At 43.3% G+C, this 24,872-nt stretch carries 25 protein-coding genes; 17 read left to right on the top strand and 8 right to left on the bottom strand.

Going from position 1 to position 24,872, the window contains the following annotated elements:
• Positions 1–37 precede the first annotated feature (37 nt).
• The gene (locus tag DN752_RS06705; protein WP_112783232.1) at positions 38–988 is read right to left on the bottom strand and encodes a zinc dependent phospholipase C family protein; all 951 of its coding nucleotides are present in this window, start codon (positions 986–988) and stop codon (positions 38–40) included.
• Positions 989–1,202: 214 nt separating this feature from the next.
• Between DN752_RS06705 and rpsT the strand changes: the two genes are divergently transcribed.
• From rpsT to DN752_RS06665, 8 genes are all read left to right on the top strand, one after another.
• Complete coding sequence (gene rpsT, locus DN752_RS06700; RefSeq protein ID WP_112783231.1) at positions 1,203–1,457, top strand: 30S ribosomal protein S20; 255 nt, start codon at positions 1,203–1,205, stop codon at positions 1,455–1,457.
• 438 nt (positions 1,458–1,895) lie between these two features.
• Entirely contained in the window at positions 1,896–2,597 is a 702-nt protein-coding gene (gene radC / locus DN752_RS06695) for a RadC family protein (protein ID WP_112783230.1), read from the top strand.
• Complete coding sequence (locus DN752_RS06690) at positions 2,598–3,215, top strand: DUF1684 domain-containing protein (RefSeq protein ID WP_112783229.1); 618 nt, start codon at positions 2,598–2,600, stop codon at positions 3,213–3,215.
• Between the two features lie 63 nt (positions 3,216–3,278).
• Positions 3,279–5,690 carry a phenylalanine--tRNA ligase subunit beta gene (gene pheT / locus DN752_RS06685; RefSeq protein ID WP_112783228.1) on the top strand — a complete coding sequence of 804 codons (2,412 nt, stop codon included), beginning with the start codon at positions 3,279–3,281 and terminating at the stop codon, positions 5,688–5,690.
• 4 nt (positions 5,691–5,694) lie between these two features.
• The gene (locus DN752_RS06680) at positions 5,695–5,979 is read left to right on the top strand and encodes a DUF3450 domain-containing protein (RefSeq protein ID WP_112783227.1); all 285 of its coding nucleotides are present in this window, start codon (positions 5,695–5,697) and stop codon (positions 5,977–5,979) included.
• A gap of 2 nt (positions 5,980–5,981) precedes the next feature.
• A complete protein-coding gene (locus DN752_RS06675; protein ID WP_112783226.1) occupies positions 5,982–6,266 on the top strand; it encodes a cell division protein ZapA in 285 nt (94 codons plus the stop codon).
• Positions 6,267–6,337: 71 nt separating this feature from the next.
• A complete protein-coding gene (gene rny, locus DN752_RS06670) occupies positions 6,338–7,897 on the top strand; it encodes a ribonuclease Y (RefSeq protein ID WP_394337167.1) in 1,560 nt (519 codons plus the stop codon).
• Positions 7,898–8,244: 347 nt separating this feature from the next.
• Positions 8,245–8,910, top strand: a complete 666-nt coding sequence (locus DN752_RS06665; RefSeq protein ID WP_162633145.1) for a hypothetical protein — start codon at positions 8,245–8,247, stop codon at positions 8,908–8,910.
• 351 nt (positions 8,911–9,261) lie between these two features.
• Here the strand turns inward: DN752_RS06665 and DN752_RS06660 are convergent, their stop codons facing one another.
• On the bottom strand, positions 9,262–9,933 hold the full coding sequence (locus DN752_RS06660; protein WP_112783223.1) for an OmpA family protein: 672 nt from the start codon (positions 9,931–9,933) through the stop codon (positions 9,262–9,264).
• A gap of 11 nt (positions 9,934–9,944) precedes the next feature.
• Complete coding sequence (locus DN752_RS06655) at positions 9,945–10,712, bottom strand: hypothetical protein (protein WP_112783222.1); 768 nt, start codon at positions 10,710–10,712, stop codon at positions 9,945–9,947.
• Between the two features lie 336 nt (positions 10,713–11,048).
• Here DN752_RS06655 and DN752_RS06650 point away from each other — a divergent pair, with 336 nt between their 5' ends.
• Positions 11,049–11,657, top strand: coding sequence for a 2OG-Fe(II) oxygenase (locus tag DN752_RS06650; protein WP_112783221.1), 609 nt, complete (start codon positions 11,049–11,051; stop codon positions 11,655–11,657).
• A 127-nt stretch (positions 11,658–11,784) separates the two neighbouring features.
• On the opposite strand, the gene sucD is transcribed toward DN752_RS06650, so the two are convergent.
• Complete coding sequence (gene sucD / locus DN752_RS06645) at positions 11,785–12,666, bottom strand: succinate--CoA ligase subunit alpha (RefSeq protein ID WP_112783220.1); 882 nt, start codon at positions 12,664–12,666, stop codon at positions 11,785–11,787.
• 177 nt (positions 12,667–12,843) lie between these two features.
• Between sucD and DN752_RS06640 the strand changes: the two genes are divergently transcribed.
• Genes DN752_RS06640 through DN752_RS06620 form a run of 5 tightly spaced genes read left to right on the top strand, consistent with a single transcriptional unit; the run spans position 12,844 to position 19,778 of the window.
• Positions 12,844–16,227 carry an ATP-binding protein gene (locus tag DN752_RS06640; RefSeq protein ID WP_245949480.1) on the top strand — a complete coding sequence of 1,128 codons (3,384 nt, stop codon included), beginning with the start codon at positions 12,844–12,846 and terminating at the stop codon, positions 16,225–16,227.
• Positions 16,228–16,286: 59 nt separating this feature from the next.
• Positions 16,287–17,462, top strand: coding sequence for a hybrid sensor histidine kinase/response regulator (locus DN752_RS06635; protein WP_112783218.1), 1,176 nt, complete (start codon positions 16,287–16,289; stop codon positions 17,460–17,462).
• Position 17,463: 1 nt separating this feature from the next.
• Positions 17,464–18,099 (top strand): ABC transporter ATP-binding protein, encoded by a 636-nt coding sequence (locus DN752_RS06630; RefSeq protein ID WP_112783217.1) that lies wholly within the window; start codon positions 17,464–17,466, stop codon positions 18,097–18,099.
• Positions 18,096–19,322, top strand: coding sequence for an ABC transporter permease (locus DN752_RS06625; RefSeq protein WP_112783216.1), 1,227 nt, complete (start codon positions 18,096–18,098; stop codon positions 19,320–19,322). Before DN752_RS06630 ends, DN752_RS06625 begins: the two co-directional genes overlap by 4 nt.
• 21 nt (positions 19,323–19,343) lie before the next feature.
• The gene (locus DN752_RS06620) at positions 19,344–19,778 is read left to right on the top strand and encodes a hypothetical protein (RefSeq protein ID WP_112783215.1); all 435 of its coding nucleotides are present in this window, start codon (positions 19,344–19,346) and stop codon (positions 19,776–19,778) included.
• A 14-nt stretch (positions 19,779–19,792) separates the two neighbouring features.
• On the opposite strand, the gene DN752_RS06615 is transcribed toward DN752_RS06620, so the two are convergent.
• Positions 19,793–20,614 carry an aminotransferase class IV gene (locus DN752_RS06615; protein ID WP_112783214.1) on the bottom strand — a complete coding sequence of 274 codons (822 nt, stop codon included), beginning with the start codon at positions 20,612–20,614 and terminating at the stop codon, positions 19,793–19,795.
• Positions 20,615–21,055: 441 nt separating this feature from the next.
• Here DN752_RS06615 and DN752_RS06610 point away from each other — a divergent pair, with 441 nt between their 5' ends.
• Complete coding sequence (locus DN752_RS06610) at positions 21,056–21,472, top strand: hypothetical protein (RefSeq protein WP_245949479.1); 417 nt, start codon at positions 21,056–21,058, stop codon at positions 21,470–21,472.
• 71 nt (positions 21,473–21,543) lie between these two features.
• Here the strand turns inward: DN752_RS06610 and DN752_RS06605 are convergent, their stop codons facing one another.
• The 3 genes from DN752_RS06605 to DN752_RS06595 are packed head-to-tail and all read right to left on the bottom strand — an operon-like array spanning position 21,544 to position 23,220.
• Positions 21,544–22,020 carry a c-type cytochrome gene (locus DN752_RS06605; RefSeq protein WP_112783213.1) on the bottom strand — a complete coding sequence of 159 codons (477 nt, stop codon included), beginning with the start codon at positions 22,018–22,020 and terminating at the stop codon, positions 21,544–21,546.
• Positions 22,001–22,669 (bottom strand): SCO family protein, encoded by a 669-nt coding sequence (locus DN752_RS06600; RefSeq protein ID WP_112786452.1) that lies wholly within the window; start codon positions 22,667–22,669, stop codon positions 22,001–22,003. The genes DN752_RS06605 and DN752_RS06600 overlap by 20 nt, the downstream gene beginning before the upstream one ends.
• Before the next feature lie 14 nt (positions 22,670–22,683).
• Entirely contained in the window at positions 22,684–23,220 is a 537-nt protein-coding gene (locus DN752_RS06595) for a CopD family protein (RefSeq protein ID WP_112783212.1), read from the bottom strand.
• A gap of 205 nt (positions 23,221–23,425) precedes the next feature.
• Between DN752_RS06595 and DN752_RS06590 the strand changes: the two genes are divergently transcribed.
• Both DN752_RS06590 and meaB read left to right on the top strand, forming a co-directional pair.
• Positions 23,426–23,833 (top strand): hypothetical protein, encoded by a 408-nt coding sequence (locus DN752_RS06590; protein ID WP_112783211.1) that lies wholly within the window; start codon positions 23,426–23,428, stop codon positions 23,831–23,833.
• A gap of 22 nt (positions 23,834–23,855) precedes the next feature.
• The gene (meaB, locus tag DN752_RS06585; RefSeq protein ID WP_112783210.1) at positions 23,856–24,872 is read left to right on the top strand and encodes a methylmalonyl Co-A mutase-associated GTPase MeaB; all 1,017 of its coding nucleotides are present in this window, start codon (positions 23,856–23,858) and stop codon (positions 24,870–24,872) included.

Below are 24,872 nucleotides of genomic sequence, written 5' to 3'. Positions count from 1 at the left end.
ATGGAGGCGATGCTTGTACCTTTTTTTTGTGAAAGGGCTAGAATCCATGGTCTCGGGCCTTGACGTTGTTTTCCGGAGGAGATTTTTTCCATGGATCTGCGGGGATCTTTTGGTTTAGTAGCGGTGTCAGTTCAGGCTGTCCGGCGTCCACCCACGCCGTATACCAAAAATCAGCAATCATTTTTATTGAGTGCTTCATCTGGCGCTCCACCTGTCCATCAAGCAAGCTGTTGTACGCAATAGTAAAGGGCCTCGAATAGACTTTGGTGTTGATGGATCCCCGTTCTTCAAAGCTGTATTTTTTGTCATCGCTAAACTCACGGCTAAGCTGCTCCTCAAAAAGTAGTACACTGTCCAATGCTTCGTGGGCCCGTATGACAGCTTCCCAAGCGGCTATTTGCGTGTTTGGGATGTATTCTGCTTTACCGACGAACAGGTCAAAGTCCTCTGCCAAAAGCTCAGGGATTCGACTTTCCCAAAACCCATGGATGCCCTCTTGGCCAGTAAGCTGTCCATTGTAATTTACGGTGGTGTGTAGAGGAACATTGATGTCACCAATGTAATGGCCCAAGTCAGCTGATAGGCGAAGAATTGCTGTTGTGTTTTTATCTTTAAAGGCTTGCGTGAGTTTGGTCTTCACGAAATGAACGTTCCAAGGGGCTATGCCGTATTTTCTAAGGCTGTCCTCCCCGAACATCTCCACAGCATCGTCCCAGTACCTTGGCAATGTGTATATTGCACTGTCTCCATAGATATCTGCATCTATATAGTGTTTTTCAGCTTCCCCTTTTACAGCGTACCTTCTTTTGTCCGGGTTGACGGCGTTTTCTGTGATAGAGGCAATGTTTTCCTTATAGAATCCGATCATTTCCAATGGGAGGGAGAAAACCGCTAGCCGATTGATCTTTTTGTGTGCATAAAATCCCCAAAAACCAAAGCAATGTAACGTGGTAAACAGTGAAAAAGTAAAAAGTAATATTCGCTTCATGTAGAAATTTAGTTAAAAATATGGAGAATTGAAAAATGAAAATGATTACATTTGCGGCTGGATATGGGAGTTTTGCGGAAGTAGTTCCGTTAAATTGAAAACTTTCTAGTGCATAGTTTGTTAATCCTTTTGTGATTAAAAATAAAACAGTTAACTTTGCACTCCTATTAATGGACAGTGGCGAAAAACAAAGAAATTTAAGCAAAAATAAGATATGGCAAATCACAAATCAGCTCTTAAGAGAATTCGTGCAAACGAAGCCAAGCGTTTGAGAAACAAATATCAAGCTAAGACTACAAGGACTTTCATTAAGAAATTGAAACATACTACTGACAAGGTGGAAGCTCAGGAGTTGTTCAAGAAAGTTTCTTCTATGATCGATAAACTTGCGAAGAAAAATATTATCCACAAAAACAATGCGGCCAACAAGAAGTCGAACTTGGCTAGATTTGTTAACGCACTGGGATAATTAGTGCACGGGTAAAGGATTTTTACAAAGCCTTGTCGCAAAGCGGCAAGGCTTTTTTTATTTCTAGCCTTATTTGATTATACGCTTTCTTGCCAGTAGTTTTTATTTCTCGCCGAACGCACAGAAAACCCAGAATGAAACAACGCTTTTCTGAGATTTCCGTGGTTTCTGTGAGGACCTATTTCATATCTCTGTGATTACTGGTATCATTGCGGATATATTATGTATAGCCTTATCCATACTACCAATATTAGGTGTGATGCACTTTTTATTAGTGGCTAGGGGTGGATAATGGAAAAGACATTGTTTCGGAGAGATTTTTTTCGATAAATTAAACTCGGTTTATGCATTGAGAATCAGTTTGTAATAGGTGAGCTAATACATGTTTCATGCAAAATGCAGGTTGATTACGGTTTTGTGTCATTATTTTTTTTATCAATGGAAATTTATCAATCTATAAAGATCTCCGCCCTGGCAGAAGAAGACCGCCCGCGCGAAAAATTGCAGTTGAAAGGGAAGGCTACACTTTCGGATGCCGAACTGATCGCTATTTTGATTGGTTCGGGTACCCCGTCGATGAGTGCTGTGGACCTGTCAAAATATATCCTGGCAAGTGTAGGTCATGACTTGGCGGCATTGGCACGCTTGTCGGTCAGGGATCTCCAAAAATTCAAAGGCATCGGTGAGGCTAAGGCCATTGCGATAGTCAGTGCTTTGGAGTTGGGCAGGAGAAGGAAGGTGATGGAGCTGCCTAAACGGCCAAAGATCACTTGTTCGAAAGAGGTGTATGAAATCATGCGTGCCGAATTGATGGATGAACAGGTAGAGTATTTCTACGCCTTGCTCCTGAATCGGGCCAATTGTGTCATTCGAAAATCCTTGATCAGTAAAGGGGGCACGAGCGGGACTGTGGTGGACCCAAAACTTGTTTTTAAAGCGGCATTGGAGCATGGGGCATCTGCGCTTGTTTTGGTGCATAATCATCCTTCGGGAACCAAGAAGCCCTCCGAATCTGATGAAAGGCTGACAAAAAGATTGGTAGATTTGGGAAAGAAATTAGAGTTGCCGGTCATTGATCATTTGATTTTCACAGATGTTGGTTATTTTAGCTTCGCAGATGAATCAATGATCGAACCATAAATGAAACAAAATCAAATAGTACTTGGGATGGTGGGCGTAGTGGTGCTCTTGGCAGTTGGGTATATGTTTTTTGGAGGCCAAAGTACAGGGGATTACCGTGAAACAGTTGTCAGTGAACGAGAGCGCCAATATAAATTTTTGAGGTACAATGAAGAGTCTCCGCTGACTGATAAGCAGAAGCTGGGATTTGATTCGCTTTCTTGTTTTCCGATTGATGAAAAGTACAAGGTACGAGCTCGTCTCGTGCCTCTTCAGGAACGTCAAGTCTTGGAGATTCCTATGACCGATGGGACGCTGGAGTCTTATGTGAAGCATAGTTATGCGGACTTTGAGCTGGGAGGGGAGTCTTGTAGGCTGTTGCTTTTGCAGGCGGTCGATGAGCCCGATCCCAAAAACTTTTTTCTGCCTTTTGCCGATGAGACCAGTGGGGAAAGTACCTATGGCGGGGGGAGATACTTGAATCTACGCCAAGATGGGATGAATAGTATTACTATCGATTTTAATCTGGCTTATAATCCATATTGTGCCTATAACCCTGATTTTGCCTGTCCGATTCCCCCAAAAGAAAACATTCTGAGTGTGCCGATCACAGCAGGGGAGAAAAATTACTTGAAATAAGCTTTTTGGCATTGGCAATTATCTTAAATTTGCTCTTTAATTTAGAGAAATCATTCCGAATACATGAAAATTTCTGTCAATAGACTAAAAGATTATATTCCATTCGAAGAAAGCACGGAAAAAATTGCTGAACTACTCACCCAGTCTGGGCTGGAAGTGGAGGGAGTGGAGCGATTTGAATCTATTCCGGGCGGTTTGCGGGGTGTGGTAATTGGTGAAGTGATCACCTGTGAACAGCACCCGAATGCAGATCGTCTAAAGAAGACCACAGTGGATGTGGGAGGAGAAGTGGTTCCTATCGTTTGTGGAGCTCCGAATGTCGCCCAAGGCCAAAAAGTAGTGGTAGCTACTGTTGGGGCAGCGCTTTCTCCAAATGAAGGAGAGGCCTTTACCATTAAAAAGGCAAAGATCAGAGGAGAAGTTTCGCAGGGCATGATCTGCGCCGAAGACGAGCTGGGGCTTGGCCAGAGCCATGACGGGATTATGGTGTTGGATACCGATTTGCCCAACGGTACAGCGGCAAGTGAGTATTTTGACCTGTATACTACGGACATAGTCGAGATCGGCTTAACGCCAAATAGAGCGGATGCCGCTTCCCATTTGGGCGTAGCACGTGATCTGAAGGCCTTGCTTAAGGGAAATCTGCAACAGCCCGATGTTAGTGGATTTCAAGTAGATAATACTTCACGTCCAGTACAAATTACGGTCGAGGATGCCGCGGATTGCCCGCGTTATGCGGGGTTGACCATTTCCAATATTAAAGTGGGCCCGTCGCCAGAGTGGCTGCAAAACTACCTGAAAGCCCTCGGGCTAGAGCCTATCAACAATGTGGTGGATATTACCAATTTCATTTTGCATGACCTTGGTCAACCGCTTCACGCTTTTGATTTGGATAAGGTGAATAATGACAAGATTCTTGTCAAGAAACTTCCCAAAGGCACTACGTTCGTTACGCTGGATGAAAAAGAGCGAAAGCTTACGGGTGAAGAGCTGATGATTTGTGATGATGAGGGAGGCCTTTGTATTGCGGGCGTTTTTGGTGGGCAAGGATCCGGAGTCAGTGACGGTACCACGTCCATTTTCCTAGAGAGTGCTTATTTCTCTCCGGACGTGATCAGGAGGGGAAGCTTGCTCCATGGGCTGAAAACAGATGCTTCATTCAGGTTTGAGCGAGGTACTGATCCTAATATGCCAGTGTTGGCACTAAAGAAAGCCGCACTGCTGATCAAGGATATTGCCGGAGGAGAGATTACTTCCGAGATTGCCGACCTTTATCCTGAGCCAGTGGCTGATTTTGAGGTGAAGGTAAAATATGCCCACATCGATCGGCTGATAGGAAAACATATACCAAAGGAAACCGTCCATGAGATTCTGGAAAATCTGGAAATCAATGTCAGTGAGCCGTCAGAAGAAGGATTCACGGCCATTGTCAAACCTTATCGTGTGGATGTGACACGTGAGGCGGACATCATCGAAGAGGTATTGCGTATTTATGGCTTTGAAAATGTCACACTTTCAGAAACCTACCAGGCAGGGTTTTTGGCTGAGCACCCGGCGAAGGATACCAATAAGCTCCAATACCGGGTTTCAGAGTTGTTGACAGGTATGGGATATTTCGAGATCATGACCAATTCCCTCACCAAGCCAAGCTACTCCGAGAAAGCAGGGTTCCTTAAGGCAGAGGAAAATGTAGAGATTTTCAATAAACTCAGTGAAGACCTTGGTGTAATGCGGCAAAGTCTGTTGTTCACCGGATTGGAGGTACTAGCGCACAATATCAATAGGCGACAGACAGATCTGAAGTTTTTTGAGTTTGGTACAGCCTATTTTAAGGAGGCTGATGGGTACCGGGAAGAAAAGCATCTTTCCATACTTCTGACGGGCAGTAAGGCTGCGGAGAGTTGGCTAGAGCCTGCGAAGAAAGTTGCATTTCCCGATCTATATACTGTGGTAGAAAGGTTGTTGGACAAGCTAAATGTCCGTATGCCAGAAGTGGAGATTGTCCATGAGTCACCGTTTGATTATGCCCTCCAGCTGAAGCTTGGGCAAAAGGAAATTGGTAAAGTAGGACTTTTGTCCCCAAAAATTACCAAATTGGCAGATGTAAAGCAAGAAGTGCTTTTCGCAGAGCTTCGTTGGGACTTCTTGCAGCAGAAGGCCAAAGGGCTGAAGCAGTACAAAGAGATCTCGAAATTTCCGGAAGTACGAAGGGATTTGTCGCTAGTGATCGATAAGGCGGTGTATTTTGACGCTGTGAGGAAAGTGGCAGAGAAAGCAGGGGGGAAGCTTTTGAAGCATATAGGCGTATTTGATGTATATCAAGGAGATAAGATCGAGGCTGGTAAAAAAGCCTATGCGCTGAGTTTTTACCTACAGGATAATACAAAAACCCTTACAGATAAAATTATTGACCAGTCCATGAATAGGCTGATGAAGTCATTCGAGAAGGAAATTGGGGCTTTGATTAGAAAATGATAAGATGATTCACGAGGAACTCCAACAGCTACAGCAGCTTGCCAATAAGGTTACCAAAAAAATCGAACAAATAGAACTGGAAAAGCAGTCTTTGGAGGAACAGCTGGGAGCCTTGCAGCGTGAGTTGCAAGAAAAGGAGACTTCATTGGATCATTTTAAAAATCAAATTAAAATTAGTAAAATTGTAAACAACATACCGGTAGAAAATATTGCGTCTGCTGAATTACGGAATAGAATAGATAATTATATAAAAGAGATCGACAAGATCATTACTTACCTGTCTGAATAGTTATGGATACGCTTTCGATAAGAATAAAAATAGGAGATAGGGAATACCCTATGAAAGTGAAGGCGGAGGATGAAGCGAAAATCAGACGGGCCGGTAAACTGATTAATGATAAGCTGAAAAGATATAGAGAAGAATTTGGTTTAGATGACAGGCAGGACCTGTTAGCGATGGTGGCCTTTGACTGCATGGTAGAAGCCATGGAAGTAAATGAGGTGAATACAGAAGACAGTGAACAGATCACTGCCGCACTTTCAAGTATCAACAACCAATTGAATTCCATATTGTAATTATTTTATTCTTCGTGCTCCAGACGAGGTTCTATGGATACCGGTAGGTCTTTTATTAACCTAAAATACCTATGGTAATATACACAATAATAGCAGGCATTGTCGGCCTGGCAATTGGGGCACTAGTAGTTGGTTTTTTTCTTAAGAAAAACAATCAAAAGCTAGAACAAGAAGCACAGGAAAAGGCGAAAGGCATCGTTAGAGAAGCCGAAATTACAGCCGAATCCATCAAAAAGGATCGTATGCTGGAAGCAAAGGAGAAATACCTAAAGCTGAAAGCCGATTTTGAAGAAGAGGTAAATAAGAAAAAGAATATTCTTATTACCAATGAAGGTAAGCTGAAGCAACGTGAGCAGATCCTTTCTAAGGAAATGGAGCAGATCAAGCGTAAGGAAGCTGAGCTGGACAGCAAAAAGGAAAACCTTAATGCCCAGCTTCATTCGGTGCAAGTGAAGAAGGATGAACTGGATCGTGTGACCAATCAGCGAATCTCTGACTTGGAAAAAGTAGCACTGCTGACCAAAGAAGAAGCAAGGGATCAGCTTGTGGTAATGCTGAAAGACGAGGCACACACCAAGGCTTCCTCTCATATCAAGGATATTTTGGACCAAGCGAAATTATCTGCTACCAAGCAAGCCAAGAAAATCGTATTGGATACCATTCAGCGAACAGCTACCGAGCATGCTGTCGAAAACTGCGTTTCTATCTTCAATATCGAAAGTGATGATATCAAAGGAAAAATCATCGGTAGGGAAGGTAGGAATATCCGTGCGCTAGAATCCGCTACTGGTGTCGAAATCGTTGTAGATGATACCCCAGAAGCGATCATTATTTCAGGCTTTGACCCTGTGAGAAGGGAAATAGCAAGGTTGTCATTGCATAGATTGGTTCAAGATGGAAGGATTCACCCGGCCAGAATTGAGGAAGTAGTCGCCAAGACCGAAAAGAACATCGAAGAAGAGATTGTCGAAATCGGCGAAAGGACGTGTATCGATCTCGGCGTGCATGGATTGCACCCAGAATTGATCAGGATGGTTGGTAGGATGCGTTTCCGTTCTTCTTATGGCCAGAATTTGCTCCAGCACTCCAGGGAAGTGGCCAAACTATGTGCGACCATGGCTGCTGAAATGGGCCTTAACGCCAAGCTTGCCAAAAGGGCTGGACTACTACATGATATCGGTAAAGTCTACCCAGAAGAGGCAGAACTGCCCCATGCAATTTTGGGTATGGAGCTCGCTAAAAAATACAAAGAGCATCCTGAGGTTTGCAATGCCATCGGGGCTCACCACGATGAGATCGAGATGACATCCATGGTCTCTCCCATTGTCCAAGCTTCCGATGCTATTTCCGGTTCACGCCCAGGGGCAAGAAGGGAAATCATGGACAGCTATATCAAGCGTTTGAAAGATCTTGAGGACTTGGCTTTGAGCTTTGATGGGGTGAATAAATGCTTTGCAATGCAGGCAGGACGCGAGTTGAGAGTTTTGGTGGACGCAGAGAATGTCGATGATACTACCGCAGGTAAACTGTCTTTTGACATTTCGCAAAAGATCGAAAAGGAAATGCAATATCCTGGACAGATCAAAGTGACTGTGATCAGGGAAATGCGTGCTGTCAATTATGCGAAATAATCGTTAAGAGCGATATAGCTTATATTTTATAACCGTGATTTATTAGGGGAAACTGGTTGGATATATCAGGAGCCTTGGTGGATCACGGTTTTTTTTATCCCTTTTTTTTGGTGTGTATGATTTATTGTTGTCGTTAAATTGCCTAAATTAGGTTATAAATGATTTTTTAACGGTTGTTGTTTAGTTTTTTATAATTATATTGATAAAATATATATTTTTATTGTAAATATTAAATATACTACTTTTAGAGTATTGTAGAGTACAGTAAAGTGTTTTAATATTACCATCTGTAAGGTGCTTGTGTCCGCAAGGATCTTTGTTATTAACTAAAACAATAAAACTTTATTATGAAGAAACTATCTACTTTACTGACATTATTGGTTTTGACAGCATCCGTGTCGATGGCTTTCGACAAGAAGGTGAAAATATCTGCTTCTGAACCAGATGCTACTATCTATGTGGATGGCCAGCTGGCCGGTACAGGTAGCGTAGAATTGAAAATCGAAAAGCGTACCTGTATAAATGTGCGGGTTGAGAAAGTGGGGTTTGTCGTAGAGGAACGGACTTTTTGTGACCAAAAGAACCAACCCAAGCCCAACAAAAGTGAATATATCAAGCTTGCCGTAGATGAAGCGTATACTGCTTCCTCCAGTTCTGATATAGCCAACGTAGACATTAGTATCAAGCCCTCAAAAGAAGAGCTGGAAGCTTGGCAATTGGTGTCTAGGATTGTGACGTCTTATTTTGATGTAATAGAGACTACTGATCGTGAAACAGGATACCTTCGTACTGCTTGGGTGGCACAAAACTTTAATGGCTCGATAGTGAGGTCAAGGTGCATCGTGAAGCTCGGTAATACCAGTCCTTTAGAATATAAAGTAAAATTGGTGAGTGAATACACCAATGCAAGAGGAGCTTCTGTCAAAACTGATGAAGCTTTTAGGGAATGGGATAGGATTTTAAGAAAGTATGAAGGTTTGATCCCTGAAATGCAGTCACGTGTGGGACGTTAGTATCTAGACCTTATAGAAGAAAAAATCTCTAAAAGTATCTGCTGTTTTATGGTTCGGTGCAGGGTTACTTATTGGGACTCTGGGTTAAATGCGATTTATGCATTAGGAATCGTTAGAGCCTGTCTCGGTGGGTGTCGGGAAGAGCTGAAAGCACGAGAGAATCAGTAAGTTTGGAGATTTGAGCGTCTGCCGCGGCGGACAGATCGCAATACCTGTGGACCGTGGCATAGATGGGCTAATACATTTTCTGGGTTAAAGTTTATTTGAAAGCAATAGTGCTTCCTGTCAAGGAACAAAAAAAACCATCCGTTACCGCGGATGGTTTTTTTATAATTGGGATGTTGCGAAGAATTACATGTTGTCTAGTTCTCCATTTTCAGCTTTTTCTACCAATTCATCGTTGGCGGTAATGGCTACTTCCACACGTCTGTTTTCTGCTCTTCCAGCGTCGGTGTCGTTAGAAGACACAGGCATGGACTCGCCGTGACCTACTGTGGTCAATCTCGATGAATCAATTCCTTGCATTTTGAGGTAGTTGGCTACCGAGGATGCCCTTTGTTCAGAAAGCTTCTGGTTATATTCCTCGCTTCCCTTGCTATCTGTATGGCCATCGATCATAATGTTGGTGTCAGGATATTCATTTAATATCCTGGCCATTTCCATGACATTTTCCTGCGCTTGGGGAGTGAGTTCATAAGAGTCAAATCCATATAAAATACCTGAATCGAAGGTTACTTGAATGCCTTCGCCCACTCTTTCTACTTCTGCATTTTCGATTTGTTCCATTTCTTCGGCTTGTTTGTCCATGTACTTGCCAATGGCCGCACCAGCTGCTCCGCCAACGGCCGCCCCGATGACTGCCCCAGCCGCTGTGTTGCCTTTGTTGTTTCCGATCAAGCCGCCTAAAGCACCTCCGGCACCAGCGCCGATGGCAGCTCCTTTTCCTGTGCTGCTCCAGTCTGCACAACTAAACAATACCGTTGTACTCAATACAATTGCAAGTACTGATTTTAAAGTTCTCATTGTAAAAATCTTTATTTTTGGTTTAAGTTTTCAAATCCCTCCTGAATTTTTGAAACTGCATCAAACGATTCATCGAGATTGTTAACACCTTTGCCAAATTTGTGCCAAAAACCATCTCCGCAATCAATATATTGCCCACGTTTTTTGGGAGGGCTATCGCTGGCTACCTCATAGTCATAGTCAGGCAGGTAAATATAAGAAAGGAGCTGACGACTTTCGTCCCAGTTCCATTCGGTAATTTCTCCGTTTTTTTCAATAATTACTTTTCGTACCGAAAATTTTACCGTTAATGCGTATTCGTCCACGGTTTCTTTCGTGATGGATTTATACCTAATGGTGAGCGGGGCTTCTTTTTGGTTGATTTCATAAATGGCCTGAATGAATTCTTGGGCGAGCATGTGCCACTCTTCCTGGTTCATGGGAATGCTCCTGGAGATTTTTCCATGGGTGTCTTTAGCAAAGACCTTGATGCCACCGTTTTCGTCCAATTCCCGTTTATTGGACCATTTAGTCTGGGCATAGAGGGATATTAAGGGTTGCTCCCAGACCTTGGGAACCTCGCCAATAAAACTATAATCATCGTCTTGGGTAAATCCTTCCGAAAAAATCTCGTCCTCGGTCAGCTCATCCCTGTCAGTGTAGTGCACAGTAAATTGAGTGTTGATGAATCCTTTTTCAAAACTTATCTTCAACTTGAATACATGACTGAATGGTGGGGGTAACATTCCTGAATCAAAATCAATTTCAATTCTTTTTATATCGTCAGATTTTAATAACATATCTTGATTTAATTTTTACCAATTGGAGATAGAGCAAGACATGTTTTCATGCCTTCCTTTATCCGTATTTTACTTTAAGGCTTCGTTATGGCCTTTTCCAACTACTTTCGGGACGGGCTTAACTATCACAGAATTCAGAAGTTTAGCGATGCTATGTTATTGAAGACCACGAGATATTTCCGAATGCCTATTGCGAGTTTAGTTGGGATTTACTTCATGGTACTTTTTGCTTATGGATGTTATGTTTATGTATTGCATGTATAGTAACCAATTTCATGCAAAATTATGGTTTTCTTGAAATTTATTCATCTACATTTGTAGCTAAAAATATATGGCATGGAAAATCAGGCTATAGCCAATGCCCTTTATGAGCAGGGATGGTGTGTTATTGATGGTTTTATTTCAGAGGACTTCCGGAGGGAATTGTTGCAAGAGCAACAGGATATTTTGGCTCATGGGCAGTTTAGGCATGCTGGCATCGGTAAAGGAGATGCTTTTAAAATACAACCAGAAATCAGAAGTGATAAAGTGAGCTGGATGGATCATACCGTGCTTACCCCACTACAGTCGCAATATTGGGCAAAGATAGAGGCGATTAGAGGGGCGATTAACCAACGTTGTTTTCTTGGTTTGCGGTCCTTCGAGGCTCACTTTGCCATGTACCCTCCAGGATCTTTTTACTTACGTCACCTGGATCAATTCCAACATGTAAAGTATAGGGTGGTGACTACTATCCTATACCTTAATGATACCTGGACAAGAGAAGATGGAGGGGCGTTAAGGATGTATTTGCCGGGAAGTGGGGAAGTGGAAGAGAAAATGGATGTGTTTCCAGTGGGAGGTAGAATGGTGGTGTTTCTCAGTGGCGAGATTCCACATGAGGTCTTGCCGACCAAAAAAGAGCGAATTAGCATTACCGGATGGTTAAGGGATATTGAATATTAAACCCGAAGCTAATCACTTAGTAAGGGAAATGGCCACCTGAAAGACCAAACACTTTCTGATTACACATTAAAAAAGCATCCGCCTTGGCGGATGCTTTTTGTGTCTTCTATGAATAAGATGTAGGCGGTTATGCTTCTACATTCAAGGCCTTGGCCATCACCTCACCGATTTCGGCAGGAGATTCGGCTACATGTATACCATTTTCTTTCATGATGCGCATTTTGGCAGCAGCTGTATCATCAGCCCCACCAATGATGGCGCCGGCATGTCCCATCCTTCGGCCAGGAGGTGCTGTTTGTCCAGCGATAAAACCAACAACAGGCTTTTTGTTTCCGTTTGATTTTACCCATGTAGCAGCCTCTGCTTCGTAGTTGCCTCCGATTTCGCCGATCATGACAATTGCGTCTGTTTCGCTGTCTTCCATCAACAGCTGAACAGCGTCTTTGGTGGAGGTGCCTATGATGGGGTCACCGCCGATGCCAATGGCCGTAGAAACTCCTAGTCCAGCTTTGGCGATTTGGTCAGCAGCTTCGTAAGTAAGCGTTCCTGATTTGGAGACAATGCCTACTCGTCCTTTTTTGAAGACAAAACCCGGCATAATGCCCACTTTTGCTTCTCCTGGAGTGATTACACCAGGGCAGTTAGGGCCAATCAATGTAGCGCCTCGTTCCTTGATATAAGGTTTGGCTACCATCATGTCCTTGACAGGGATGCCCTCAGTAATAGCGATGATCACTTTAATGCCGGCATCAGCAGCTTCCATAATGGCGTCAGCAGCAAAAGCAGGGGGGACAAAAATAATGGAAGTATCTGCTTCAGTGGCTTTAACAGCTTCTTCTACGGAGTTGAAAACCGGTTTTCCCAGATGAGTAGTTCCCCCTTTGGCCGGAGTGACACCACCTACGACATTAGTGCCGTATTCTATCATCTGCTGTGCGTGGAATGAACCTTCAGATCCTGTGAAGCCCTGAACGATTACTTTAGAATTTTTATTTACTAAAACACTCATGATGCGATTTTTAAAGTTTGGATACAAAAATAAAAGATTAAGGGCTAGTACAAAAAGAAATAAGAAACAATGTCAAATTTAATTTATCTGATGGGATTCTTTTTCTAACTTAGAACTCGAACTATGCCGAAATTCTACATCTTCCTATTCGTTTTATTTTTTCTGAACGGAACAATAATGGCCCAGTCCTTTCAGATGAACAAGCAAATCAAAGGATTGGATTTGCCTTCCGGAATTGTCTTATCCATTGATCAGGACAATAACGGCAAGGTTTGGTTTGCTACTGCCAGGGGGGTTCATTATTCTGACGGAATCAATACCTATGGGCTGCCAGAGGAAGTGGCCGACAAGCTGGGGAAAGATGCTTCTTTTGAGATAGATCCGGACGGAGTAGTGTGGGTGTATGCTACAAAGGGGAATCCTGTAATTTTTAGACTGGAAAAAAAGACGTGGTCCGTATATGAAATTCCACATCAAATCAAGTCTCGGATAAATGGTGATGGACTTCAGCTGCATGTTTTGGGCAAAGGTGAGGGGAAGCAACTTCTTCTTTCAGGGAGTGGTTTTTTAGCGATGTCTCATGTACGCTCTTTTGCATGGGATTTTCATGGGTACAAGCTGGAAGAATGGGGGAAGCTACGGTCCACCTTTTGTACGACCCAAGGAGAAATGCTGCTGCTGTTGGATAATAAGATCGTTCGTTATGCGGAAAATACACTTATTCCAATAGAGATGGCCAGTGATAAGTTGCCGGGACAGGTTTGGGTCATTCGCTATAGTAAAGATGATGATAGATACTATTACTTGGGTAAAAACTTCTTGGCCTCTGGAGGAGAGTTGCTTGAAGTGGACACGATCATCGACAGTGGTTTTTCTCAAGTGGACTATAACCTTGGGAGGAAGTTTGGTCTTCAGGTCAAGAAGGGAAAGGTCTATTATTTTTTTAACTCCCAACTGTTCAAGTATAATCCTGATAGTGGTACCATTTTGGAAATTTCCACTTATGATGCATTAAAATCCTTTTACATCAATACCTCATTTGTGGACCGTGAAAATATCATTTGGATCGGTACCGTTCGGGGTGTGGTGAATCTACCTACGTTACGTTTTCAGAATTATGACAAATCCGAAGGGTTACTTGAACATGAGGTTTCGGCTGTTTTGCCCCTGGGTAAAGGTGAACTGCTTTATGGGTTCAATAATGGCATCCAGCACTGGAAAAACGGAGAAGTGATTTTTGAGTCACGAGGCGAAGGAATGTTGGGGGAACCCAAAAATAGGGTGACCACTCTTCATAGGGATCAAAACGGAACAGTATGGATCGCATCGGCCATGAGAGGGCTTGGAAGATACGATCCCAAAAGAAAGCAAGTGTCATTTGTCCAAGTGCCAGACAAGTCATTTGTGATGCATGCGGTGCCCAAAGGTGACAGCCTGTTTATAGTGGCAGGTAACCATGTTTATCTCAGCGATATTAATAGACGGGGAGAGCGGCATTTCCAGCAGGAAATCACCGGACATATCTTCAAAGAAAAACTTGATATGCCAGTAAATAAAATCCGAAAGATTGATTTTATGGAGGATGGAAAAATGGTCATTATGGCTGGTAACTGGCAGGAGTTGATAGGGACCGTTTATTCCGCAGATGAGGTCATGGTTTTTTGTGGGTATGATTGGATGCGGTACGATGAGGGGCTTTTATTGGCTACCCATGAAGGGTTGAAGTTCTTTGGTGATGAGGGGCTTAGCTATCATGTCGTCAATGGGCAACGTGTAGATCGGCCCGTTTATGCAATCGAGAAAGATCATAATGGGAATTTGTGGGTTGGGACAGATGAAGGTGTGGCCATTATTGGAAATGGGACTATTCGGAATTTTAATGAGTTTAGTGGACTGTCCGGTAATGAGGTGAACAGAGGGGCCTTTTCCGTTGACGGAACAGGCCGTGTTCATATTGGAACCCAAAATGGCTTGTCTGTTTTTGTGCCGGAAGAGGATGAGGTTTCCTTTGTGGAGCCGAAAGTAAGTGTGACCAGTGCCAAAGTCCTTGGAGTGGACGATGGAGGTGTGATGTCCATGGGGACGATTCCTTATGAACTCAATAATGTGGAGTTTGAGTTTAGTGCGATCAGTTTTTTGCAGTTGGCCAACTTTACGGTCAGTTATAAACTGGAGGGCTTTCATGAAGAGTGGCAACACTTACAAAACCCCCGAACGAACAAATTGCAGTTCAATAGCTTGCCGCCTGGAGACTATCAGCTGAAATTACAAGCCAGTCTGGGAGGTCAGTTTGCTTCTGAAATCGCTACTTCTGAGGCATTTTCTATCATCAAGCCGGTGTACCTGCAGTCTTGGTTTATTAGTGTCGTTATTCTTTTCTTGTTGATGTTGGGCTTTGGGTTTAGTGTGTTGATCAATCAGTTTAAGCAGCGGGGGGTCCTACAAAAGAGCATCGATGAAAAAAACCAAGAGATTAAAACGGCAGAGGACCAATTCAAGAATGTATGGGAGAGTTCCCAAGACGGATTTATGCTTCTCAATCTAGAAGGCAGTGTAGTCGCTGTAAATCCGTCTATGATCAAGCTGGCCGGATTGGATCCCGATCGCCTGTACAATGGAAGGCATGTCAAGGAATTTTTTAGAAAGCCAGCGTATTTTTATGAACATAAGGATTTGGTTCTGAAGTTGCTTTCCGAGGGCCAAAGTGGCTCGATGGAGGCCTATGTGCCCTTTCATAATGGGGATAAGAACATTGATCTTTTTGTGACCAAAGTAAACCCAGAAGAAGACGATAATATTGTTTTGATGGTGTTTAGGGATGTTACTGACAAGAAGATATACGAAGAGGGACTGAAAGATGCCAAGGAACGTGCCGAGGAAGCTAACCGGATAAAAACAAATTTTCTGTCCAATATGAGCCACGAGATCAGAACGCCGCTCAATGGGATATTGGGAAGTACGGAAAATATTATGTTCCAGAATAAAGAAAATCATGCGTTGGTGGGGCAGTTAGAGATTATTATGGAGAGTGGCGAACGTCTTTTAAACACGATTAACAGTATTCTCAGTATGGCCAAGATCGAGGCCAACAAAATGGAAGTAGCTTATGAGGAAGTTAATGCAAATGATTTACTGTCGCATATTTTAATCCCACTGAAGACCCTGGCTATTCGAAAGAACCTGTTATTGACAGCACGTTTTGAAACTAAGCCTTTTATAACGAAAGTGGACAAACGCTACTTTGAGATGATAGTCAATAATATCGTCGGCAATGCCATCAAATATTCCGATGAAGGACTGATCAAGGTCACGCTTAAAAGGGTGGAGGATCAGCTGCAGCTGGAAGTAAATGATAATGGTATTGGAATGAGTGAAGAGTTTGTCCAAAAAATTTATGCGCCGTTTGAGCAGGAGAGCGGCGGGTATGACCGTCAGTTTGAAGGAACCGGGTTGGGACTTTCGATTACCAAAAGCCTGATCGAACTGTTGAAAGGATCCATTGAGATCAAGAGTAAAAAAAATGCAGGCACTACCGTTTTGGTAATTCTTCCTATCCATTAAAATATGCTTATTATTGTGAAAGAATATACGTCACCTTTTTTGACTATTAACGAATAGCTATGCTCGCACTTAAGATTCTCATAGTAGAAGATGACAATGTATCTGCATTGTTGTTGAAAAAAGCATTGGAGAAAAACCACCATGAAATCATCGGGGTGGCAGCCACGGGGGAAGAGGCATTGGATATCATGGAAGAAGAGCCTGCCGAGCTGGTCATGATGGATATCAACTTGGGCGGAGAGCTTGATGGGATCAAAACAACCGAAATCATCAATGAGAAATTTGACGTCCCTGTTGTCTACCTTACGGCCAGTTCGGATGAAGAGACGCTTCAGAAGATAGCGGGAACCAATCCCAGCGCCTATGTGATCAAGCCCTTTAATATCCGGGAACTGAACATGATGATAGAGCTGGCGATCTTTAAGGATAAAAAAGAAAAGGAGCTTCAAAAACTCAATAATGAACTGGAAGAGAAAGTCCGGCAGCGGACAGCAGACCTTAACGAGGCCAATAAAGAACTGAAAAAGGCGCTGGAAAAAGAACGTGAAATCGGCGAGTTGAAATCCAAGATCGTCCAGAATGTCTCCCATGGGTTCAAGACGCCCTTGACATCCATTCTCAGCTCTGCCCAATTGCTACAGATCTACTCAGAGAAGGACCATCCCATGAAAGGGAAGCTAATGAAACACTCCCGAAAAATTGAAAACTCTGTCCGTAACCTGAACAACTTACTTACATCCGTGCTGTTTTTTGGTAAGGCAGACGCCAATAAGATCGACTATAAGCCATCTCGGTTTTTTACGGCAGCATTCTTTAACGAGGTCATCGATGTGGTCAAGGCCAATAACGATAAGGATGTAGCTATTGACACTACTTTTGAAAACGTCCCCAAGACGCTGAAGTCGGACACAGATCTGCTCTATCAGGTTTTTGAAAACCTACTCAGCAATGCGGTGAAATACTCGAAGAATAAAGGACATGTGGAGTTTGCTGTAAAAGTAAAGGATGATATTATGGTAGCGACCATTCAAGATGATGGTATTGGTATCCCCGAAAAAGAACAATCCCAGTTGTTTGATCGTTTTTTTAGAGCAAAGAATGTGGGGATTACTGAAGGGTCGGGGCTTGGCCTGTCTATTGTAAAGAAATGTGTGGAAGTACTGAAAGGAGAGATTACTGTTCAGAGTAAAGCAGGCAAAGGGTCTACCTTTACCGTGAAAATACCAATTGATTGATATGATTTTAGCGAAAAATATTTTGTTTTACTACGATAAGGCGGCACGAATACCTTTTCCGGACATAGCGTTGGAAGGAGGCGAAGAACTCTTGGTGTTGGGCAAGTCGGGCAGTGGTAAAACTACGGTATTAAATATCCTTGGAGGCCTGTTGAGGCCATTTGAGGGGACTGTGGAAATAGATGAAACCGCCATCTATGACCTAAGAGGAGCAGCGTTGGACAAGTTTCGTGGAGCCAATATCGGAATGGTCTTCCAAAAGCCCCATATCCTTGCCCCGTTGACCGTTAAGGAAAATCTTCGGTTAGCGCAGTATTTTTCGGGTAAACCAGATCATGGCTTAATTGACCGGCTTTTGCAGGATCTGGGCATTTCGCACAAAGCAGCATCAAAAGTAACAGCACTCAGCGAAGGCGAGGCCCAGCGGGTGTCCATCGCCCGGGCCTTGGTAAACAATCCCAAAGTGGTATTGGCAGATGAACCTACTGCCAGTCTGGACGATGAAAATGCAGAAATGGTCATCCATTTATTAAAGGAACAAGCAAAAAAAATGCATTCGGCATTGATCATCGTGACACATGACCACCGTGTGAAAGAACATGTATCCAACCAAATCATGATGGGAGGTAACCAATGAATATGCTAAAACTCAGCTGGAAATACTTGGTGTCCAAGCCGCTCAATACAGGACTTAATATTCTTTTGCTCGCATTGGGACTGGCGATCATTACGGTTTTACTGCTGATGCAGGATCAATTCGAAAACCAAATGAGCAAGGATGCGAAGGGTATTGACCTAGTAGTCGGGGCCAAGGGCAGTCCGCTACAGTTGATTTTGTCCAGCGTCTATCATATTGATTTCCCTACGGGCAACATCGATCTGAAAGAAGCCAAAGGCGTCTCCAGAAACCGCCTGATAAAGAAGGTAATACCACTTAGCTTGGGAGATAATTATCAGGGATATAGAATCGTAGGAACCAATTATGATTACTTGGAATTGTACCAGACAACATTTGATAGTGGACAGGGATGGAAGCGTCCATTTGATGTCGTGCTGGGCAGTGAGGTAGCCAAAAAACTAAACCTGGAAGTAGGAGATGAATTTATGGGTTCACACGGAATCGGGACCAGTAGTCATGAACATGACCACCATCACTATGTCGTAAGCGGAGTCTTGGCTCCATCTGGTAAGGTGGTGGACAAACTCATCCTTACGTCCTTGGAGTCTGTATGGTTTACCCATGATGAAGGGGAGGAGCATGATCATGCCGCCATGGAAAAAGAAGTGGCTAAACATGGCTTCCCAGAAACGGACGAGGATCGCGAAGTGACGACGCTTTTGGTTCAATACAGGAGCCCAATGGCAGCAGTCCAACTTCCCCGTTTTATCAATAGTCGGAGCTCCCTTCAAGCAGCTTCTCCATCATTTGAGATAGCGCGTTTGTTTGAATTGCTGGGAGTGGGGATCAAGTTGATCAAGGGACTTGCCTTTATCATTATTTTCATTGCTGGGCTGGGCATCTTTATTGCGCTGTACAATTCGTTGAAGGAGCGCAAGTATGACTTGGCCGTCATGCGTACCATTGGTGCTTCCAAGGTACAGCTATTTGTACATATTGTCTTAGAAGGGATTATTTTAACGTTCCTTGGAGCGGTAGCAGGGATAATGATCGGGCACCTTTTTCTATCGTTCTTGGTTATAGGTCAAGAACAGGGGGCATTGAGCAATATATCCGCTTGGGTATTCCTGCAGGAAGAAGCTTGGATTGTCGTGTATGCGGTGGCTGTAGGGATAGTAGCGTCATTGATCCCGGCCATGGGAGCTTACAAGACGGATATCGCCAAACAACTGACGAAATAACATAGAGATTAATAAAATACCATGAAATTAAAATTTAGTGTAATAGCGGTAGTCCTGATGGCTGTTTGCGGAATCAATAAGGCACAAGATGCGAATGTATGGAAGACATTGACAGGTGTGACCTATGAAGTGGGAGAGGATGAATATGGGGAGTTGTACTTGCCGGTTTTTAGCGATGATATTCAAGAGCTCGAAGGGAAAGAAATTTCGGCAGAGGGTTATATCATTCCATTTGAGGGGATGTTTAAGCCTGAGCACATTATATTATCCTCATTGCCTTTGGCGGAGTGTTTCTTTTGTGGCTCAGGAGGGCCTGAGACGGTCATGGAAGTGATGATGGCTGATCCTATCGAGTATACATCTAAGCGTGTAAAGGTCAAGGGAACGCTCAAGCTAAATGCCAAAGACCCCGAAAAACTAATGTATATTCTCACCGACGCAGAGTTGGTGCTCTAAAAGAAAAAGCCCGATCAAAGGGCTTTTTCTTTTTCCATTTTCTCAAAGGCTTCTATAAGTTTTTTCGTATGCGTCCCTACCTGGCCGTTGCTGATGTTTTGATGGTCGATTTTAGTAATGGGCAAAATTCTTTTGGTCGTACTGCTCATGAATACCTCGTCGGCTTCCATGACTTCTTGCAGTGTGACGTCACGGATTTGTAGGTCAGGAACAAGTGCCACGATGTTTTTTCTGGTGATTCCGTGTAGAATGTTGGATTTTGGAGTGCTGATGGTGCCGTTTTTTACGATAAAGATATTGCTTCTCGAACTTTCTGATATGATGCCATTGGCGTGATAGAGTACATCTTCGGCGCCATTGGCTTTCCAGTCTGCACTTAAGAAGACAGGGAGGGCATAATTAGTGGTTTTGATTTCGGGGATCGGGCGGATGTACTCTGTGGTCAATAGATGCACACCCTTGCTGTATTTTTCATCTGATGGCATCATTAATTCCTCACAAAATATAAAGAGGCTGCCTTCCGAAGGAGAGAAATGATTGTCTGAAATTCCACCGGACAAAACCATCCTGATTCCGCCTTGTTTGAGCTCGTTTTTATGGATTAGTTCCATAATAATATCTTTGAGTTCATCGTTCCCTACCTTAAGGGTAAGGTGGGCTTTGGCTGCAGACTTAATGAAGCGATCAAGATAATCATCCAGGAACAAGGGGTGGTAATTAACCGTCCTGAAAAAATCAAATACCGCGTATCCCCTGATCAGTCCAATGTCAATTGGGTGTAAACTGGCCTTATCGCTAGTGATGATTTTATCAATGGCATAACAAAATGGTTTCATATTTTCATTTTTGGGATGAATAATTGATAGTTTTGTGAGTATTCTTAAAGAGTCGGCTGATTTAGGTGTTTGCTAATTGTAGAATATGTGTATCCGCAATGATACCAGTCATCATAGAAATAGTGAATAGGTTCTCACTGAAACCACGGAAATCTCAGAAAAGCCTTATTTCATTCTGGGTGGTCAGTGAGAAATAAAATCTACTGGCAAGAAAGCGTATAATCAAATTATAGAAGTAAAAATAGGTTTTTGATTCGTGTTTTACTATTACAATGAAGACCATTTTGATGTTATCAAACCAAATGGAAAAAAATATGCAGGAATAATAATAGGTTATATTTGTTTATTGTTACTTTTATGATTCTATATATGGTTTTTGAGTGTTTTTTTATTGTTGTTATGATTATTGATGGTTTCGATTAAATATAAAAAAATAAGTATATGAGGTTGTTATTAAATGTGTTTGTATTGGTTCTTGTGACTGGTCTATTGGTATCCTGTGATAATCACCAAAAAGAGGTGAAGCAGCTAAAGGACGAGGTGATCGGGATTCACGACGAAGTCATGCCGTTGATGGGGAAGTTGAAAGAAGAACAAAGTCGGTTGATGACGTCTTCCGGGAAGATGTTGTTGGACGATTCTGTAGCTAACGGAGCCATTGCGGAAGAAATGAACGAGGTAGCTAAGGGGCTGGAGGATGCCTATGAGGGGATGTTTGTCTGGATGCGCCAGTACAAGGTGGATTTTGAAGGTATGACCAATGAGCAGGTAATCGAATACCTGCAAGAACAAAAAGAGAAAGTAACCAAAGTGAATGATGATATTACCACTGCACTAGAAGAAGCTAAGTCTTATTGAGCGGCGCAATAATCAGAGGTCGATTAGGAAGCCATCTCCGTACAGGAGTCGGAACAGGCACTGCGAAGCGTTTAGTCGGTTTCTTTAGTTGTCTCTAGGTTTTTTTTTACCTCACTGGCTTCCACCCGTTTTTCATGGCCTCCAAAGACCGTGTAAATATAGGTGGCAATTTCGGCAATTTCCAAGTTGGTCAGTTGGGGATTCCCCGGCATTGGTTGGTTGTAGTTGACGCCGTTTACGGTGATTTCTCCTTTGATGCCATGCTTGATAAGGCGAATGGTTCTGCCAGTATCTGCTAACATGAAATCAGCATTTTGTAAGGGAGGAATGAGCTTGCCCAGCCCAGCGCCATCTTTTTGATGACAGTTTGCGCAGTAGTTGGCATAGAGTAATTGGCCTTCGATGGCGTACTGGCGGGTTTTGATGTCTTCGATTTCATTTAGGGAAATAAGTCCGTCGTTATTTTCCTTTTTGGCATTGCAGGCGACCACTGCGATGATGAGAACAAAACACCTGACTGGTAGCCATTTAAGACTGTTCTTTAGCATTGTGCAGTAGTTTAGGAATGTCCTTCATCAATTCATCGACTTGGTCTTCTTTGGTACCATCATAGACACCACGGATATGTCCTTCACGGTCGATAAGGATAAATGCCCCACTGTGCAAGAAACCACCTGGTTCGTTTTTGTCTTCCATGGCCGTGGCCAGGTAACTTGTTTGGCCAATTTCAAAAATCTTCTCTTGATCCCCCGTAAGGAAGTGCCAAGTGGAAGCGTCTTCTATCCCCAGTTTTACCGAATAGTCCTTTAGCACCGCCACGGTGTCATGGGTAGGGTCTATGGAGTGGCTTAAGATCTGGAAGTCCGGATTGTCCTTGAATGCATCATATACCCTGAGCATCTGGGTTTTCATGATGGGACAAATGGTGGGGCAGCTGGTAAAGAAAAAGTCTGCTACGTAGACCTTGCCCTTCACGTCACTATTGGTAATGGTGGCACCATCCTGATCAGTAAAGGAGAAAGGGGCAATGGTGTGGTAAAGGGTGTCGGTAACGGTTTTGCCATCGACGGTCTTTTCTTCAGCTTGCTTGAATCCTAGGTAAGGAAGTTCTTCTTGGTTTTCGGACTTGGAAGTACAATTCCAAACGGTCAGAATGCTGCTGAGTAGAATAAGTATGATAAGGTTGTGTTTAACCATGATGTTGGTTTTTTTTAATGTTGTTGTCGTTTTTTCTTGTACCATTTGATGGCGAGCATTAGAAGAATACTTAGCCCGATGAGTCCTGTTACCCCCCAAAGCATGTTCAGGAGGCTCTTAAGAACAATAAGGAAGACAATGGCAAAGAGCAAAACCGTTGCTACTTCATTCCATATCCGCAGCTTGGTAGAGCTCCATTTGGCTATGCCGTTTTGAAGGTTTTTATAGATTCCGTGGCAGATAAAGTGATAAATGTACAGCAGGACTACAAACCCCAGTTTGGCATGCATAAAGCCAAGCTCCAAATATCCCAAACGATAAGTAAGTGTCCAAGTTCCAAAAATCAGCGTTAAGATAGCGGATGGCCAAGTAATGCCCAGCCATAATCTTTTGGCCATGATGTCCAATTGGGGTTTAAGGATTTTTTGCTCCTCAGGGGATTTTTCCAATGCTTCCGTTTGGTAAATGAAAAGCCTTACAATGTAAAACAAACCCGCAAACCAGGTGACAATAAAGATTATATGCAGTGCTTTTACATATTCGAACACCATATCCAAATTTTTCCCCTAAATTAAGGGTAAACTAAGGAAGAGGAAAGGGGAAAGTGAAAAAGTATTGAGATGTGAGTCTTGAGATATGAGTCTTGAGACATGAGACAAATCTTCCGCGCTGTGGCGGGAAGGTTAGGAGGGTTTAAGAGAATGGCCAATAAAAATGATATGTCAAATGATTTTTGACAACGAATAAGCGTTAACTATGAAAAACACCAAAAAGCTTTATTATTTGATCGGAATTCTGGTGCTGGTGCTGCTGGTTTGGATGGTGAATGATACGTTCACCCAGCCCGGTGTCGATGATTTGGAAATGGAGTTTCAGGAAGTGGCAGTGTACAGAAATGAAAATAATACCGGGCCAATTAAGCGCATCTATGCCGTGGTGGTATCGGATACCCTTTGGCATGAAATGGAGCAATACGGTAAGCTGATGCCCCACACGAAATACGGTAATACCCAGGTGTATTTTTTTGAGGATATTGCCAATGCGCCTGAAAAAATCAATGCCCAATCACCTTACTTTGACGCTTCACTGAATCCTTTCTGCATCGGAAAGTATGAAAAAAAGGCAATGGGAGAAGAGCACTTCAGCAAGTATCCTTTTAGGTAACCGCTAAAACCCGTTGACAGTAATGCCTGAAAACAAGCAAAATAGATGGAATGCAGCCACTTACGTGGACGGGGTTTTGTCAGGAGACCGTGCGATGCTGAGTAGGGCGATTACCTTGGTAGAAAGCAGGCTGGAGGCAGACCGGGCTGTAGCAGACCAAGTCATCAACTTGCTGCTGCCCCATACAGGAAACGCTAAGCGGATAGGTATAACGGGGGCGCCAGGCGTAGGTAAAAGCACTTTTATAGAGCAGCTTGGGCAAAAGATTATAAAAATGGACCACCGGCTAGCCGTATTGAGTGTGGATCCTTCAAGTGCCAAGTCAGGAGGAAGTATCTTGGGGGACAAGACCCGAATGGAGCAGCTTTCCAAAACTGAAAAGGCCTTTATCCGTCCGTCTCCAGGAAGTGGTCATCAAGGAGGAGTTTCGGCTTTTACCAGGGAGGCAATGCTGCTATGCGAAGCGGCAGGCTATGAGGTGGTCATTGTAGAGACCATCGGCGTGGGGCAGTCTGAAGTGCAGGTGAAGGAAATGGTGGATTTTTTTATGCTTTTGGTGCAGCCGGAATCGGGGGATGAGCTTCAAGGAGTAAAGAGAGGGATGATGGAAATGGTGGATGCCATTGTCGTTAATAAAGCTGACCGTTCTAACTTGGAGAAGGCCAAGCAAACACAAAAAGAACTGGAGAGTGCCCTTCATCTTTTACACCAAGAAGCAATCCATGGGCAGGGTAAGGTGATGTTGGCTTCTAGTTTGGAGGGAAGTGGTTTTGGGGAAATATGGAAAGCTACAGATGATTATTTTGCCCTGATCCAGCAGTCGGGCTTTCTGGAGCAAAATCGGTCGAATCAGCGCGCTTATTGGTTTTATGCCCATGTTCAGCAGGCTTTGGAGCGGCAGTTTTATCAGAATCCAACGGTGAAAGAAAAAATGGTAAAATCCCTGGATGAAGTTCGGCAGGCAGAGACTTCCCCAGCCGCTGTGGCAAGAGGTTTGGTAGAGGAGTTCTTTAAAAAATTATCATCAAAAAACAGATAG

Source organism: Echinicola strongylocentroti (genome assembly GCF_003260975.1).
GTDB lineage: Bacteria > Bacteroidota > Bacteroidia > Cytophagales > Cyclobacteriaceae > Echinicola > Echinicola strongylocentroti.
This window is presented reverse-complemented; position numbering and strand designations above follow the sequence as displayed.